Genomic DNA, 16118 nt, shown 5'->3' on the forward strand with positions numbered 1-16118 from the left:
CATTTTTAGTCATTGCGATGTTCCTTTTGTTAATTGTTGATCGGCCAAGATCAATTAACAGGTTACATCGCAATGCTTTATCCTCATACACCAGAAACGACTATAGCTCCGCTTTATACCAGCGTCTGTAATACGCATTCATTGCTGCGCGGTATTGCAAATACTGAGCATGAAAGGTCTCTTTTAATCGCGTCACATAATGAGAACGCCAAAGCCTTGCATACTCGTTTTACTTTTGAATAATCGCTTGCCACTCAGCTTCAGGTAAAGCATTTAAGCGAGCGATACGCCGCAGGTAAGGGTTATTTGAGTATTTGAATACGTTTAGTGGTTGAGCTAGCAATAATGATGACCTTCTAGCTGTTTTTCATCATCATAGCTTATTAGTGGTTGAAAAATATCGTTAAGGTTGATTTCGAGGGGATGTTAGCAAAACCCCAATAACAGGCAAAGAAGTGGCGCGCGAACGGGTGAGGAATAATACCCAAGCGAGGGCCATTGTACGAGATTTCAGTAAAGCCGATGAGTTTTTAGGTTTATTACGCATAGCAAAAGAAGGGCATTTAGATGAAGTGAATTTGAATGTTGAAAATCTATTAGGCCGAAAGCCAAGAAAGGTGGGGCATTTTTACAAGATCACCGTGACGCGCTCGTTTAACGCTCGATTGTTATCATTTATTAACTGAAAATCAATTACGGTACAATCCATACCGTAATCGAAATATCCTATTTTTTGATCAAAAACTAGTTTTTATCATCTAGACCAACACTGTTCATCCAGTGCTCAAAATCCATTAAATTACCCGGTAATACGACTTTACTCGCGCTCTGACTGAGTCCTTCGAATTGCTTTAAATACTGAGACCCTAACTGCATTCTCACCACATTTTTGCCACCCGGCGCCGCAATAACAGTGGCAATACGCTCAATAGATTCTGCGGTCGCACTCGCGATGGTTATAATTTCTTCGGCTTTACCCTCAGCTTCATTAATGCGTCTTTGCATCTCACCTTCAGAGTGATTAATCATTTCTGTTTTAATCCCCTCAGAACGATTGATCTTGCTTTGCTTATCGCCTTCACTCTTGGCTAACAATGCACGACGCTCTCGCTCAGCATTTACTTGCATTTCCATGGCATTCTTGACAGTTTCAGGTGGTGAAATATTTTTAATTTCATAGCGATGTACACGGATCCCCCACATCGCCCCCGCCTGATCTAACACTTCAACCACTTTCGCACTGATCACATCTCTTTCTTCAAAAGTGCGATCAAGATCTAAGGTACCAATCACTGAACGAGTCGTCGTTTGTGCCAATTGGATTGCCGCATATCGGTAATCGGTGACCCCATAACTCGACTTAACCGGATCAACCACCGAAATATACATAACACCGTCAACCTCAACATTCACTTCGTCACTCGAGAAGCACTCTTGAGGGGGGACATCAATCGTCTCTTCTTTTAAATCGTGAATATAAGCCACTTTATCAACAAAAGGCACTAAAGCATGGAAACCTGCATCTAACGTTGCATGATATTTCCCTAAACGCTCCACAATATACGCCGATTTAGTCGGCACTAAACGGATCGACTGAAATAGCTTAATGAGAAAAATAACAAAAATGATCCCCCAAATTGCCATCACCACGATATCGGTATCAATATTGGCCATCATGAGCGCTCTCCTTTGATTGAATTTGCCTTTATTCCGTGAGTCACTTGCTCCATTCCTTCAAAAAAACCTTCCAGCTTGGCCATTTCCGCAGGCACAATTGAAATATCAGCTTTTTCTAGGATTTTGCCCACCTGCCCAATGAACTGCTCTTTCAACTGCATATTCATTGCATCATGCCCACCTTCGAGTGCTAATGCTGCAGACACCAACGCCATTCCTTCAGACTTGGCCTTAGCAATAATGGCTATTTCTTGTGCCGTTCCTTTCGCTTCATTAATACGTTTTTGCTTTTCACCTTGCGATACATTAATTGCCTCCTGCCTTTCTCCTTCTGAGACATTGATCATCGCCGCTTTTTCTGCATTAGCGAGCGTAATTTCAGCCCGCTTTCGGCGCTCGGCTTCCATTTGTTTTTCAAGTGTATGGATCACTTTTCGAGAAGGCGTAATATTTCTAATTTCATAACGTAATACTTTAATGCCCCAAGGATCTGACGCTTTATCAATTTCCCTGACAATAGACTCATTCAGGTTTTCACGTTCAGAAAATGTCTGACTCAAGGTTAATTTACCAATTTCAGAACGCATGGTCGTCTGGGCTAAATTCACCGCTGCACGACGATAATTCTCAATGCCATAACTGGCTAACTTTCCATCCATCACTTTTAGATAAACCAACCCATCAACTTCCAGCTGAGTATTATCTTTCGAAATACAACTTTGAGGCGGCACATCGAGGACCTGCTCACGGATTTCATGTCGATAAGCCACGCGATCAAAAAATGGGATCAGAAAATGAAAACCGGGCTGTAATACTGTGCGAAACTTTCCCAAACGTTCGATCACATTGACCTCTCGCATCGGAACAATTAACAATAATTTATACAAAATAAAGAAAATAAATAATACGACCAACGTGAATATAAACATAATGTTTTCCCTAATCGATCTTGCTTCTAAGTATCTTGAGAGTCGATGAGCGGCTCAACGACTAATCCAATATTATCTCGACAAATAATCCGTACTTTAGTCCCTGAAACAATTTCAGTCCCATCCCCTAAAGCCGACCATTGCGATCCCTGAAACTCTATTCGACCCGCTTTCTGTCCAGGCCCTATGGTTTGTATAACAACAGCCTCTTTATTATAAATATCTAATTCTTCATCGGTATTATCTACGTGAGAATAGCCACCAATTAACCTTTGTGTAATTTGACGAAACCCCAGTAAAAGCACCATAGAAGCAATAAACCACAGTGTCATGCTTTGCACGAATCCTTCCACCAACCCCAGCGCTAAGGCCCCCGCAACCACTAAGCAGGCTGTTCCTAATAAAATAACAATACCACCTGGAATGATAATCTCTGCAAACATCAGCACAAGACCAATACAGCCCCAGAGAAGCATAGGATTTGAAAACGACATATTCCCTCCCGCCGAGTAAATAATACTCTATTGACTATATCAGTTTAGTCCATGACTTGCGACATATTATGTCAATTAAAAGAATAACCGCTATGGACTCTTTTTAAATAAAACGCAGCTCAATACCCTACTGTAGTGATTTTTTATCTATCCAACAAAAATTAACAACAGAATACAAAACCAATAAGTTCAACATATTAAAAACATTGTTATATCACCAACCTTTCAATTAACTCAAAAAAAACAACAAAGCCTTTGAGTTCTGTCGCTCATAGCCCTATATTCCCTCCCCCCATCTTCTTCCCCTTTGGGTGTTGATTGGTATTACATGACGTTCTGCAGCAAAATAGCTGCTTATAAAAAAGGTATTGATATGAAAAACAAATGGCTTTATTTGGCTTTATTAGCCTCTCCTACGGTTATGGCCGATGATTTAGTTAAATGGTGGGATGTCAGTGCTACTGGCCTTTATGGTAAAAACTATGAATTAGCTAACTCTGCAGAGCAAGCAACACTGACCATTGAAACTGTAGGAGAATGGAAATACGGCGATTGGTTTACATTTCAAGATTTTACTCATTTCGCAGGCGCACCAAGTAATGTCAATAGCACTAATTATGGTGAAATATCGCCTCGCTTCAGTGCCGGAAAAATTTTAGGTCAAGATCTTAGTGTCGGTGCCATTACGGACTTCTCTTTAGCCTTAACCTTAGAAGAAGGTGATGGACCCGTTGATAGCTTTCTATACGGTATAGGCATGGATTTCACACTGCCTTACTTTACCTATTTTAGCCTTAATACTTATAGAAGACAGGCATTAAATAATAACAATAGCTCTGACGGTTGGCAGTTAACCCCCGTATTTAGAATGGATTTTCCTGTTGGTGACTCTAATATTGTCTTCGATGGCTTTATCGATTGGGTCTTTGCTACGGACAATGAAGGTTATGAAGAGAACATCCACTTTAATCCTCAACTAAAATATGATCTCGGTCGCGTTATATTGAATAGCCAACCTAAGAATAAACTCTTTGTCGGGATAGAATACGATTATTGGAAAAACAAATATGGTGTCGATGGTATCGTTCAAAATACCTATTCTGTTATTGCCAAGTATCATTTTTAACGCATAATCTAAAACAAAAAGGCACTCATCATTCACTGACTCAAGATTAGTGCCTTATTTTTATTAGATTATTATTTCAATAATTTTCTTGCGGCATCAATCACTATCGAGATTGCATTCGATTCAGTCCTTTTCATCACAGCTTCATCTGGAATTTCTTGCTGAGTACGGTTAACGATCACACCCGCAACACAAGCCGCACGCCAACCTTGAGACGCACACATAGTGAATAACGTCGATGACTCCATCTCATAGTTAAGCACCCCTAGTTCTTGCCACTCTTTCATTGAACCCACAAAATGACGTGTTACACGACCCGACACCGTATCATAGCGCTCTTGACCTGGATAAAAAGTATCTGATGACGCCGTAATACCAATATGAGGCTCTAAACCTGCATCTCGTGTTGCCGCAACCATAGCCGTTGTACATTCAAAATTGGCTACCGCAGGATACTCCATCGGTGCAAAATGCAAACTGGCACCATCTAAACGCACCGATGCTTGCGTCACAATCACATCACCGACATTCACATGCGGCTGAATAGCCCCCGTGGTTCCGATCCGCAAAAAGGTATTAACACCGAGTTGCGCTAGTTCCTCAACCGCAATAGATGTAGAAGGTCCACCGATCCCCGTAGAACAAATAACAACAGCTAAACCATCAATATAAGCAAGATAACTCGTATATTCACGATGACTCGCTAGAAAAGTGGCATTATCCATTAGCTCAGCAATACGCTTAACTCTTTCAGGATCGCCCGGCACAATTGCTAAACTCGCGCCGTCCAGCATCTCTTTGGTTAAGCCTAAGTGAAATACATCAGCCATTGTGAAACCCTCTTTCAATTTTGATTAAAAATCTACCATCGCCTTGACTGTAATCTAGCTTCAAAGCAAAAAACATCGAATATATCACATTATCTGACAAAAAATGAAAACTAAATGTAATAAAAAAACAAAGTAAAAGCAGCTAAACTGTATCGAATTATATTTTTATTTTTACATTATAATCAATGAGTAAAAATTAAACCTAAGGATCATGCACGCTTTTAATGCCCCAATAGCCTCAATGTGTAAATAAAATTTCATTCTTTACATTAAAAACGGTGCCCCTATAGAGCAACTATCTTGAGAGGAATAATGGCTGTGAACTGAGAGTATCACTACAGACCACGCTGCCACTCTTGACGTAATGAAATGCTCTCAGGCATCGTTAAGGCGGTATTAATTTGCTCAATAAACGCCGATTTATCTTTGCCCAACACCCCTTTTAGCACTAAATAATTAGAGGCGTGATCCGAACGAAAAATGGTTTTATCTAACTCGAGATGCTCCACTAAGCACAACATCTCTTCAAACAAGCCCTGTTGATTAGGCAGCTGGAAATCACCATTAAACCCCTCATCCATGCGTTTTTTCCCTAAAGGAAAAGACACCACTAAGGTTGACAAATAATCAGGCTGGGCCTCATTCATAAGTTTCGCCGACGCGATTGCATGCTGCTTTGATAATGTCACCCCACCCAAACCATTTAAAATCATCACCGATGACTTCATGCCTGCCACTTTCATTTTGTTAAGCGCTGCAAGAGAAGATGCAAAGGTTTCACCTTTTTGGATCCGTCTTAATACCTCATCATCACCACTTTCGCAGCCCACATATAATAGTGATAATCCCAACGCTCTTAAACGAGTGAGTTCTTCCATGGTTTTATTGGCAATATTACGCGGGAGACAATAACTGCTGATACGAGTCACTCGAGGTAAATGGGTGTTAATGAATAAACAAATGGCTTCTAAACGCTTAAAAGGCAAGCTCATGGCATCGCCATCGGCTAAGAATATACGGCGGATATCTTGGCCGCTTTTCGCCGCAAGAATAATGTCTTGTTCAATTTTATCTATTTTCTGCGCTCGAAAGCGTTTTTGTGATGCGGTATACATGTCACAAAAACTGCATTTGTTCCAACTACAACCATTGGTCACTTGAAGAATGAGTGACTTCCATTCCGAGGGTGGCCTAAAAACGGGTTCAATATAATTTAGCACTGAATGTTAATCCTTTAATGCACAAATAATTTGAAAATCAACCAGTTATGGCGACCCATCTCACATAGGGTGAACATAACTGTCTAATACCACTTAATTCACTTCAAGCAGCATATCCACATGAGGAATGTTATCTTCAAGATAAACATCTGATACGGTTTTGAAACCTAATGCTTCATAAAAACCGACTAGATAGGCTTGGCCACCTAATTGAATATTATTCGTTGGCCAATGTTCAAAGGCAATGTCTATGGCTTGCTGCATTAGCTCAAATGCCTTACCTCCGCCTCGGGCTTCTTTTTCAACGAGTACGCGACCAATAGAAGTATCAGGATAACTGACGCCAGGTGGTAAAATACGGGCATAACACATCATTTTCCCCTCGTCATTCATACCCATTAAGTGACGAGAGCCTGTTAACCTATCTTTATCATCGAGTTCTGGATAAGGGCAATTTTGCTCAACCACAAACACATCGACTCTAAGTTGTAATAACTCATATAATTCATCGAGTGTTAACTCAGAAAATGCCATATTTTTCCAATGCACAATATCATCCTCTCTTAACAGCACCATTATCTGGCAGAACTTTATCACAAGCATAATAGAGAGCTGAATAACTATTCAAAAATTATCACTAAAAATAAATTCACAAAGCGTTAATTAGCTTTCCTTATCCCCAATACGATGACTGCCGCAAATAGCAATATACTCGCCACAATCAAAAATACATCATTATATGCCTGTATACTGGCTTGCTGCTGCATCGTTTGCATTAATAATTTATTCGCCTGTTGATTAGCCATTACCGCATTAGAACCAGCCAGTTGCAGCACCTGTGCGGTTTGTTGTAAATATTGCGCCGCTTGCACACTCACCGCAGGGATCGTTTCCCGCATTTGTGACAAATGCATACGCGTTAAATTATCAATAAAGGTCGCCACTAGCGCTATCCCAAATGCACCACCCAAATTTCGCATCACATTAAGCAAAGTCGATGCCGACGCATTTTCCTCAACTTTTAAATAATCAGTGGCTAAAGTGCCTAATGGCACAATAACAAAAGGCAGCCCCATCGCACGTACCACCATCGATAAAATCATCTGTTCACCAGCAAAGTCTAATGTCATGTGGCTATTCAAATAATAACTCATGCCAAACATGAAAAAACCAAAACTCACTAAATAACGGCTATCTATTTTTTGCATGATTTTAGGCATCAAAGGCAACAGAAATAACTGTGGAAACCCCATCCACATCAATACTTCACCTATTTCCATGGCGCTATAATTTTGAATCTGGGCCAAATATAAAGGCACCATATAAATTCCCGCAAACAATCCCCATCCCAAAAAGAAGTAAGCCAAAGTAGACAGCACAAAATCCCGCTTAGCAAACAAACGTAGATTCACTAAAGGCGCTGACTTTCGCAGCTGTAAATACACAAAAAGCGTAATATTAATAACCGCAATAATCGCTAAATTACGCATGATATCAGAATCGAACCAACCTTTACGGTTACCATCTTCTAGTACAACCTCTAACGCTCCCAAACCCAGCGCCATCGTCACAATACCGCTAAAATCCCCTTTTTTAAATTCAGACCACCTCCCGGTCTTTTTGGGTAAGCCATAAGCAAACATAGCGATCACAATGATCCCTGGTGGGACATTAATATAGAATAAATACGACCAATTAAATTGCTCTGTTAACCAACCTCCAAATGTCGGGCCAATGGAAGGCGCAAAGGTCGCCGTTAGGCCAAACAGCGCCATACCAATAGAACGTTTATCAATAGGGATTTTTTCAAGTATTAAACTAAAAGCCATCGGAATTAAGGCACCACCAAAAAAACCTTGCATGGCACGAAAGGTGATCATGGATTCTAAATTCCATGAAATCGAACACAATAAAGAAGCCATAATGAACAGCACTGTATTCCAAATCGCATAGCGGCGCACATCACATACCTTGCTTAACCAGCCAGACAACGGAATAGCTATCATTTCAGCAACTAAATACGAGGTTGAGATCCACGAGCCTTCTTCTACTGTTGCACCTAATCCTCCTTGGATTTCTTTTAACGATGAGTTAGTAATTTGAATATCTAAAATGGCCATAAAGGCGCCAACCAAACCGCCGAATATGGCTATCCAAGCACGTTGACTCCCCTGAGAATAATCAACTATATGCCCATTTGACCTCTCTGCAATGGCAACGGGATTGACCTTCGCAAATGTGTCTGTCATTCGTTCATTACCTTAGCGATCACAGGCTCTTTTAATACGGGCGTTGAAGTATCCACATTCACAACGGCACTCAGCCCAGGCACAATTCGACTGTCTATCTCATCTAAAGATAAGCGGATTTTGACCGGAATACGCTGCACAATCTTAGTGAAATTACCCGTTGCATTTTCAGCGGGCAACAAACTAAATTTGGCTCCCGAAGCCGGTGACAAACTGTCGATAACACCAGTAAATACTTTGTCGGGAAACGCATCGAGGTTAATTTGCACCGATTGTCCGGGCTTCATGTGCTGGATTTGGGTTTCTTTAAAGTTCGCCGTGATCCATACGGCCCCATCCGGAACCAAACTATAAAGCGCTTGCCCTGGTTGTACATATTGCCCCGATAACGCGCCTCGTTTACCAATTATCCCCGAAAAAGGGGCTCTAATTTGCGTGTCGCTAAGTTGAATAGTTGACAGCGCTAACACGGCTTTAGCTTGCTGAGCCTTGGCAGTCGCTTCTACTTTTTGCGCTTGATAAACCACGAGTTCACGCTGCTTAGCTTCAAAATTGGCTTGAGCTTCATCTAAACGGGCCTTAGCTGAATTAAAACCGGCCCGCATTTGATCGACGCTATCCTGCGAACTGTAATTTTTGACTTTCAGCTGTGTTTCACGCCTTAATTGCTGCTTGGCGCGAAGTAAATCGGATCCTGTTGCAGCAACCCCCGCCTTAGCTTGAGAAATCAGCATTTGTTGTAAATCAACCTTTGCGGCTAAGGTGGTCAATTCTGCCCTTACCGAATCTAATGCCGCCTGATCTTGTCGCACCTTCGCTTCATATTGATTATCTTCTAACTGCGCTAACAACTGCCCTTTTTCAACATGCTGATTATCTTTAATATTAGTCTCAGTAATGTAACCAGGCACTTGTACACTAATATTGGAAATATCCGCTTCGACGTAAGCATTATTCGTCGTTTCAATAAAACGAATTTGCATCCACCAATAAAACCCTGCAAAGGCAATACTAATAATAACAAAAAAAGCAATAAAGTAGCTTCGACTTGAGCTTTGCGGTTTATCGGTTGAATGCGGGGAAGTTAGAGACTGCGGCATATTAAACTCCTTGAATTAAGGGCTCTAGTCTACTACTGTATCGATAAGTTTATTAGATAGTAAAAAATCAACCCACTGTTTCTTAGGTGTAACAATGATAGATCTAAACCGCATCCAAATGTTTGTCCAAGTTGTTGAACAAGGCAGCTTTACTAAGGCTGCCAATGCATTAGGGGTAACTAAGGCCACTGTAAGTCGTAAAATTGCCGAGTTAGAGTCTGATGTAGGAACTCAATTGCTATTTCGCACCACACGTGCTTTGAAGCTAACTGAAACGGGGGCGTGCTATTTTAATCGAGTACAACGCATATTATTAGATTTGCATGATGCTGAAAATATACTCAGCGCCAATCAAGAAGTCATCAAAGGTAATTTAAACATTGCTTGCCCTATAGAGCTAGGACAACTCTTTTTAGCCCCAATACTGACTCAGTTTCTCTCCAATTTTCCAGAAATGACCATCAATACCGAACTCACAAATCGAAAAGTAGATGCCGTGAATGAAGAAATCGATATTCTCTTTCACATCGCCGAAAATAAAGATCCGCGCCTGACCAGTTACGCTCTGTTTCATACCACAAAAAGACTCATGGCCAGCCCAACCTATCTCGCCAAACACGGAACCCCGAAAACACCTGCGGATTTAGTGGAACATCAAGCCATTCTGTTACAATCACCAGATAATTCAGTGGAGTGGCAATTATTCAATGGTAAACAATGGATTAACATAACGCCTAAAGCCCAACTTACGGTCAATAATATTACTTTAGCCCGCGAAGCCGCTATCGAAGGCCTAGGGATCACCAGCTTAGTCGATAAAATAGCCCATCAAGCACTCAAGGATAACTTACTCATCCCTGTATTAGATGACTTTCCCATGAACCAAGCACTGATAATATTGAGTCACCCTCAAGGCGCTTACTTGCCCAAAAAATACCGCGCTTTTATCGAATTTTTATATGAAGAATTTAACCATAGATGGGAAGAGGAACTCATAGACGTTCCAGATTATATCGCCTTAGCCAAAGCAAACTAAAACACGGGTAACATTTTAAAAGACTCGCTGCACAAAACCACATAAAACTGCTAACATTGGCCTAATTTTGCATTAATGAGATGACAGCGAATGGGCAGAGCTTACCAAAACAAAAAAGAATCCATGGCCAAAACCGCAGGCCAAAAAACACGAATTTATTCACGCTATGGCAAAGAGCTCTATGTTTGCGCTAAAAATGGCGGCACCGATCCTGAAGGAAATTTGGCATTACGCCGTCTCATTGATAAAGCAAAAAAAGATCAAGTTCCCACTCATGTAATTGAACGCGCTATTGAAAAAGCCATTGGTGGTGGCGGTGAAGACTATGATACTGCTCGCTATGAAGGTTTTGGCCCAGGCGGCTGCATGCTTATTGTCGATTGCTTAACCGACAATGTTAAACGTACCTTTACCGAAGTTCGTCAAACCTTCGTTAAAAATGATGCCAAACTGGGCGGCCCAGGTACCGTTGGGCATATGTTCGACCATCAGGCCGTATTTGTCTTCAAAGGGGAAGATGAAGAAGCAACTCTAGAAACATTAATGACGGCCGATGTCGATGTCAGTGACATCGAAATTGAAAATGGCATGATTAATGTCTTTGTTCCTCACACCGAGTTTTTTAAAGCCAAAACCGCCCTCACTGAAGCGACACCCGATCTGCACTTTGAAGTCGAAGAAATCACCTTCGTCCCCCAAAACCATACTGACATCAGCGGTGAAGATATTGCCCAATTTGAAAAATTTATCGCTGCCTTAGAAGATTGTGACGACGTACAAAACGTTTATCACAATGCTGAAATAGTAGAAGAGTAAGATTATTTTAATAATGTAATAAGGCGCTCATAGAGCGCTTTGTGTCTTTGTGTGATAAACGTTGAATAAAACAGGTGGATCTGAGATAAGCCTCGACACATAAAGTCACTACCGCGATTCAGTGAATCGTTGAAAATAATATGACCGCAATACAATTTAACATGTACCCACACTTAGCAATAATCTTCTTTATTTTTTGAGATCCTTCAATCTAGCTCACTAAAATGAAATAAATGTTAAACACTCATGAAATGATGGTTAATTCATCATTATTGCCTAAGAGTCTCTCTATATCCTCATTTTAAGCACATTCTATTTGCAATAATGCGTTTAAACTGCTATTTATTATCCTGTTCAATAATCTAAACTCGAAATCTGCATTAATGTGTGAATAAGAGTTGAGTTTAATTATTGTCGTTGTCATACTATAGATGCTACATACGACAATCAATCAACAACTAATTTAAAGAGTACAATATGAGTAAAGGCACAGTAAAATGGTTCAATGCAGACAAAGGTTTTGGATTCATCACTCCTGAAGATGGAAGCAAAGATCTTTTTGTACACCATTCAGAAATCAAAAATGGTGGCGGTTATGCAACTTTGAATGACGGCCAAGCCGTTGAATTTGAAGTAGGCCAAGGACAAAAAGGTCCATGTGCAAATAATGTTACAGCTATCTAATCGATAGATAACATTTAAGCTTACGCCACAAATTTAATAACATAAATTTGTGGCGTTTATTTTACCTTTCCCCCCATCCAAACCCATTCATTTATTTTCACACGTCATTGTTCTTCATTCTTCAATAACCGCTTTAAATAAATAATCGTAACTTATTCTTTTCCATCCTAAAACTAATTATAGATTAACAACAATCTCGTCGCCACCAATTCTTTGGCAATTTAGCGAATAGCACCTTTAACATTAATGCCGCTAAAATCATGCCTGAAGTATAGACAACCCCACTCGGCAATAAAGAATAATGCTCACCAATTTGGGGCATCACGTTAAAACCAAAACGTTCCACTAAATAATTAACGACAATACCAGAAATCAAGGCAACCCCTAATACCCCACCCAAATACCCTAATAATGCACGCTTACCGAGCTCTTTGCTTACCACACCTAATGTGGCTATATTGGTTGCAGGTCCAGCCAACATAAACACTAATACCGCGCCAGGCGAGACACCAGCTAATAATAATCCTGCTGCTATAGGCGTGGAGGCTGTCGCACAAATGTACATAGGAACAGAAATAATCACCATCACTAACATGGCTAATAAGCCATCCCCCCATTTCACAAGAAAATCACTAGGCACATAGGTTTGCACTAACGCCGCAAAAAATAAACCAATAAGCAGCCAAATAGTCGTATCACGGACTAAATCCGTCGCACCATAATGCAGACCTTTGCCAATGCGTTTTAATATTGACTCATTGTGCAATTCAGCGGGTGCATTATTCGTTGTTTCACAACAACTGTTTGTGTCTTTATCACCACAAACTGAATGGGCTACAAGAGGCTCACCACTCCCACAACATGCCTTTTTGGGGACATTTTTCTGCTCAGATGAACAGCAGTTTGCCGTTTTTTCTGGCACTTTTTCAATTAAAGATCCACAACAAGACGATGCAGTTGTCGCAGCCAATACTTGTGCGTGCTCCTTATCATCCTTGGGGATTTCTTCATCCCGTCCAACCAATATTCCCGCGACAATAGCACTGATTATCGCCGCAATCGGCCTAACAATGGCCATAAAAGGACCTAATAAAACATAAGAAATGGTTACTGAGTCAACACCTGTTTCAGGCGTTGATACTAAAAAAGACGTGGTTGCCGCTTTAGATGCCCCAGAGCGTCGCAACCCAATCGCGGCAGGGATCACTCCACAAGAACAAAGGGGCAGAGGAGCCCCTAATACAGCGGCTTTAATCGTCACTTTCAACCCATGGCCCCCTAGCTGTTTTTTCATCCAAGACATGGGGACAAACATCTTCAACATGCCTGCAAGTACCAATCCCAGTAACAGCCAAGGTGCAGACTCTAAAAATAAATCGATAAAATTAGCAAATAACATTTTAATCCTTCAGCTTGGATGAAATGGGCTTTAGGCAAACATCGGATCCCCATTATCATAAATGAAACTGACATTTTACTTATGAGTATTGCAGTGCTTGGTATATTGAGAAGCGTCATGATGGTGCTCAGTATTCTCACATTGAATACTTTTACTACTCGATTCTAACGCTTCTAAAATAGAACAATGTTCCGCACTTTCTGGACCGCCGCAACAAGCATCCGATAATCGCTGCAAAGAGAGTTGAAAATGCTGTAGTTCACTCATTTTATTGTTAACATTCGCTAATTTATCATCAACTAACGCCTTCACATCAACACAGGCCCAATTTGATTTATCCAGCTCAATAGAGAGTAAATCCCTAATTTCAGATAAGCTAAAACCGACCGCTTTTGCCCGTAAAATAAACCGTAAACGCTCAGCATTTATTTCTGTATACATACGATAACCGGCATCACTCCGAAAAGAAGGCGACAACAAACCGTGCTTTTCATAGAAGCGTAAGGTATCTGTTTTCACCTCACATAATTTAGCTAGCTCACCAATACGGTACATTCACAATCAATCCTCGACTCAAGTATTAAAATTCATTATACCCAAGCTGATTAAAGATGCTAATTTAAGCGCTTTTTTTAAACATACTCGTGCATCCAACATCATCATCCATCGTTGTTCTGATTTACGTATTGTGAATACTCATATAAAAAACAGTTGTTCGGTTCATTTTACGATAAAATATGCGCGCTTCATTTAATATTGCGTAGGGTAAACCAGGTTATAGATAAATATTAAGTTTAATTAACAAGTAGTTAATATTTACTTGAGGGACTTTTGGAAAACAAGATGTGATGATAACCTCACCCACTGATGCTTTTTTCCTAAAGATCCTTAAAATAACCACTGGACTTCTATCCCAATGAATGATGTCAAACCGATCCGCCGTGCACTCTTAAGTGTTTCAGATAAAACCGGGATCCTTGAGTTTGCTCAAGCCCTCCACACTCAAGGTGTTGAACTGCTGTCTACTGGCGGCACTGCTCGCCTGCTCGCAGAAAATCATATTCCTGTGACAGAAGTCTCTGATTATACGGGTCATCCAGAAATAATGGATGGGCGTGTCAAAACCTTACATCCTAAAATTCATGGCGGTATTCTTGCTCGTCGCGGTATTGATGAAGCAGTAATGGCCGATAATCACATCAAAGCAATCGATTTAGTCGTGGTTAATTTATACCCTTTTTCGAATACTGTCGCCAAGAAAAATTGTAGCCTTGAAGACGCCATTGAAAATATCGATATTGGCGGACCTACAATGGTACGCGCGACGGCAAAGAATCATAAAGATGTCACCATCGTCGTTAATAGCGCTGATTATGCTAGAGTGCTCGCTGAAATGAATGAAAATCAAGGTAGCACGAGCTATAAAACTCGCTTTGATTTAGCGATTGCGGCCTTCGAACATACCGCGGCTTACGATGGCATGATAGCCAATTATTTTGGCACTATGGTACCGGCACATCACCCAGAAAACAGTGAACCAAATTCAAAGTTCCCACGCAGTTACAATACTCAGTTAATTAAAAAACAAGATTTACGCTATGGCGAAAACAGCCATCAAAGTGCGGCATTCTATATTGATATTAAAAATGATGAAGCGTCCGTCGCAACAGCCACACAACTGCAAGGTAAAGCCCTATCTTATAATAATATTGCTGATACCGATGCGGCATTAGAATGTGTTAAAGAATTTCAGCAGCCCGCTTGCGTTATCGTCAAACATGCCAACCCTTGTGGTGTCGCATTAGGTGATAACTTACTTCAAGCTTATGAACGTGCCTTTCAAACCGATTCCACTTCGGCCTTTGGCGGGATTATTGCCTTTAACCAAGAACTCGATGCCGATACCGCCAGCGCCATTATCGAACGCCAATTTGTTGAGGTTATCATCGCACCTCAAATCAGCCAAGCCGCCCGTGACATCATTGCTGCTAAAGTGAATGTACGCGTACTTGAATGCGGTCAATGGACTAATAGAACCAAAGGCTTGGACTATAAACGTGTCAATGGCGGCTTGTTATTACAAGACCGAGATCAAGGCATGGTTAATCTTGAACAGGTTAAAATTGTGTCTAAACGCCAACCTACTAGCGAAGAAATGAAAGATCTTCTTTTTTGCTGGAAAGTCGCTAAGTTTGTTAAATCCAATGCCATCGTATATGCAAAAGACGGCATGACCATTGGCGTCGGAGCGGGACAAATGAGTCGCGTTTACAGTGCAAAAGTGGCAAGCATTAAAGCGGCTGATGAGGGGTTAGTGGTCGAAAATTCTGTGATGGCATCCGATGCCTTTTTCCCTTTCCGTGATGGTATTGATGCAGCAGCCGAAGCGGGGATCTGTTGCATCATTCAACCCGGCGGCTCTATTCGCGATGAAGAAATTATTGCCGCTGCAGATGAGCATAATATGGCAATGGTCTTTACTGGAATGCGTCATTTCCGTCATTAATGTTATCACTTAAGTCAACAAAGCTAAGGTCAGCGTTTACTCTCGACCTTAG

Annotated in this window: 16 protein-coding genes; 6 read left to right on the plus strand and 10 right to left on the minus strand. The window is 41.0% G+C overall.

Translation table 11 applies throughout. The features are described 5' to 3' along the window. The first annotated feature begins 455 nt into the window (after positions 1-455). Entirely contained in the window at positions 456-686 is a 231-nt protein-coding gene (locus tag L2764_RS16615; protein ID WP_248941385.1) for a hypothetical protein, read from the plus strand. A 58-nt stretch (positions 687-744) separates the two neighbouring features. Here the strand turns inward: L2764_RS16615 and L2764_RS16620 are convergent, their stop codons facing one another. The 3 genes from L2764_RS16620 to L2764_RS16630 are packed head-to-tail and all read right to left on the minus strand — an operon-like array spanning position 745 to position 3100. Continuing rightward, positions 745-1677, minus strand: a complete 933-nt coding sequence (locus tag L2764_RS16620) for an SPFH domain-containing protein (protein WP_248941386.1) — start codon at positions 1675-1677, stop codon at positions 745-747. Beyond that, positions 1674-2606: an SPFH domain-containing protein gene (locus tag L2764_RS16625; RefSeq protein WP_248941387.1), complete on the minus strand. Its 933-nt coding sequence runs from the start codon at positions 2604-2606 to the stop codon at positions 1674-1676. Before L2764_RS16625 ends, L2764_RS16620 begins: the two co-directional genes overlap by 4 nt. A 26-nt stretch (positions 2607-2632) precedes the next feature. Beyond that, positions 2633-3100 carry an NfeD family protein gene (locus tag L2764_RS16630; protein WP_248941388.1) on the minus strand — a complete coding sequence of 156 codons (468 nt, stop codon included), beginning with the start codon at positions 3098-3100 and terminating at the stop codon, positions 2633-2635. Between the two features lie 373 nt (positions 3101-3473). Between L2764_RS16630 and L2764_RS16635 the strand changes: the two genes are divergently transcribed. Continuing rightward, complete coding sequence (locus L2764_RS16635; RefSeq protein WP_248941389.1) at positions 3474-4226, plus strand: outer membrane protein OmpK; 753 nt, start codon at positions 3474-3476, stop codon at positions 4224-4226. A 71-nt stretch (positions 4227-4297) separates the two neighbouring features. Here L2764_RS16635 and udp read toward each other — a convergent pair whose 3' ends face one another. The 5 genes from udp to L2764_RS16660 all read right to left on the minus strand — a co-directional run bounded on the left by udp (position 4298) and on the right by L2764_RS16660 (position 9625). Then, a complete protein-coding gene (gene udp / locus L2764_RS16640; protein ID WP_248941390.1) occupies positions 4298-5056 on the minus strand; it encodes a uridine phosphorylase in 759 nt (252 codons plus the stop codon). A 335-nt stretch (positions 5057-5391) separates the two neighbouring features. Continuing rightward, positions 5392-6276, minus strand: a complete 885-nt coding sequence (locus L2764_RS16645) for a radical SAM protein (RefSeq protein WP_248941391.1) — start codon at positions 6274-6276, stop codon at positions 5392-5394. Positions 6277-6369: 93 nt separating this feature from the next. Next, the gene (locus L2764_RS16650) at positions 6370-6825 is read right to left on the minus strand and encodes a GNAT family N-acetyltransferase (RefSeq protein WP_248941392.1); all 456 of its coding nucleotides are present in this window, start codon (positions 6823-6825) and stop codon (positions 6370-6372) included. A 110-nt stretch (positions 6826-6935) separates the two neighbouring features. Further along, on the minus strand, positions 6936-8525 hold the full coding sequence (locus L2764_RS16655; RefSeq protein ID WP_248941395.1) for a DHA2 family efflux MFS transporter permease subunit: 1590 nt from the start codon (positions 8523-8525) through the stop codon (positions 6936-6938). After that, positions 8522-9625: an HlyD family secretion protein gene (locus L2764_RS16660; RefSeq protein WP_248941396.1), complete on the minus strand. Its 1104-nt coding sequence runs from the start codon at positions 9623-9625 to the stop codon at positions 8522-8524. The genes L2764_RS16655 and L2764_RS16660 overlap by 4 nt, the downstream gene beginning before the upstream one ends. 94 nt (positions 9626-9719) lie before the next feature. Here L2764_RS16660 and L2764_RS16665 point away from each other — a divergent pair, with 94 nt between their 5' ends. The 3 genes from L2764_RS16665 to L2764_RS16675 all read left to right on the plus strand — a co-directional run bounded on the left by L2764_RS16665 (position 9720) and on the right by L2764_RS16675 (position 12161). Continuing rightward, positions 9720-10661, plus strand: a complete 942-nt coding sequence (locus L2764_RS16665; RefSeq protein ID WP_248941397.1) for a LysR family transcriptional regulator — start codon at positions 9720-9722, stop codon at positions 10659-10661. A gap of 90 nt (positions 10662-10751) precedes the next feature. Continuing rightward, entirely contained in the window at positions 10752-11477 is a 726-nt protein-coding gene (locus tag L2764_RS16670) for a YebC/PmpR family DNA-binding transcriptional regulator (RefSeq protein ID WP_248941398.1), read from the plus strand. 477 nt (positions 11478-11954) lie between these two features. After that, positions 11955-12161 (plus strand): cold-shock protein, encoded by a 207-nt coding sequence (locus L2764_RS16675; RefSeq protein WP_248941399.1) that lies wholly within the window; start codon positions 11955-11957, stop codon positions 12159-12161. 184 nt (positions 12162-12345) lie between these two features. Here L2764_RS16675 and L2764_RS16680 read toward each other — a convergent pair whose 3' ends face one another. Both L2764_RS16680 and zntR read right to left on the minus strand, forming a co-directional pair. After that, entirely contained in the window at positions 12346-13560 is a 1215-nt protein-coding gene (locus L2764_RS16680) for an SO_0444 family Cu/Zn efflux transporter (RefSeq protein ID WP_248941400.1), read from the minus strand. Positions 13561-13635: 75 nt separating this feature from the next. After that, entirely contained in the window at positions 13636-14115 is a 480-nt protein-coding gene (zntR, locus tag L2764_RS16685) for a Zn(2+)-responsive transcriptional regulator (protein WP_248941402.1), read from the minus strand. A gap of 361 nt (positions 14116-14476) precedes the next feature. Between zntR and purH the strand changes: the two genes are divergently transcribed. After that, a complete protein-coding gene (gene purH / locus L2764_RS16690; protein WP_248941405.1) occupies positions 14477-16066 on the plus strand; it encodes a bifunctional phosphoribosylaminoimidazolecarboxamide formyltransferase/IMP cyclohydrolase in 1590 nt (529 codons plus the stop codon). Positions 16067-16118: the final 52 nt, after the last annotated feature.

This window comes from Shewanella surugensis, assembly GCF_023284005.1.
Lineage (GTDB): Bacteria > Pseudomonadota > Gammaproteobacteria > Enterobacterales > Shewanellaceae > Shewanella > Shewanella surugensis.